1 protein-coding gene is annotated in these 205 nt (G+C 63.4%); it reads left to right on the plus strand.

Features of this window, described 5'->3' with window-relative positions:
- The first annotated feature begins 28 nt into the window (after positions 1-28).
- Entirely contained in the window at positions 29-148 is a 120-nt protein-coding gene (locus tag G6R25_RS30000) for a helix-turn-helix domain-containing protein (protein WP_473246933.1), read from the plus strand.
- Positions 149-205: the final 57 nt, after the last annotated feature.

Here is a 205-nt window from a genome sequence, read left to right on the forward strand (position 1 = left end):
GCATGGCTCGATCCGGGTCCGCCGTGCTCTGATTGTCATGGCGTCGACGAGTGGGACACCGGTGCCCGCGATCGCCCGGCTGGTCGTCGCGGACGAGGACACGGTCCGGGGGGTGATCCACCGGTTCAACGAGATCGGCCTGGACTGAGGCTTTCCCGGTAACGTTTCGTCGCTTTGCGTGACATCAATGTGGTGTTGGTGTGTT

It is taken from the genome of Candidatus Frankia alpina (assembly GCF_902806485.1).
In the GTDB taxonomy this organism is placed as follows: domain Bacteria; phylum Actinomycetota; class Actinomycetes; order Frankiales; family Frankiaceae; genus Frankia; species Frankia alpina.